The sequence below is a fragment of the Bacillus sp. SIMBA_031 genome, from assembly GCF_046535225.1.
In the GTDB taxonomy this organism is placed as follows: Bacteria; Bacillota; Bacilli; order Bacillales; family Bacillaceae; genus Bacillus; species Bacillus velezensis.
The window spans coordinates 1-275 of the sequence record NZ_JAWRXC010000185.1; the positions used below are offsets into that span (position 1 = coordinate 1).

The window sequence follows — 275 nt, forward strand, 5'->3', positions numbered from 1 at the left end:
TTTCATAAAAAATATACAAAACTTTCTCTGTTTATTGGCAGGTCGAATAATATGCCTCCAAAAATGGATACACTTACGGCATTAAAGGATACTACTCAATATACTGCTTTATATCGCTCAGTTACACAATTTGTGAATGATTTAAAAAAAACAGATAAAAATGAATTGCGGTGGACTTCAAAATTTTACCCTAAAGAAACACACGGGACGGTTCAATTGAATGGGCAATATGATGCGTTGAAATTTCTGTTTGATTATTACCAATTCAGGACAAG

1 protein-coding gene is annotated in these 275 nt (G+C 32.4%); it reads left to right on the top strand.

Features of this window, described 5'->3' with window-relative positions; translation table 11 throughout:
* Positions 1 to 51: 51 nt before the first annotated feature.
* A partial coding sequence (locus SB724_RS19990; RefSeq protein ID WP_410572565.1) for a hypothetical protein occupies positions 52 to 275 on the top strand: 224 nt, incomplete at its 3' end.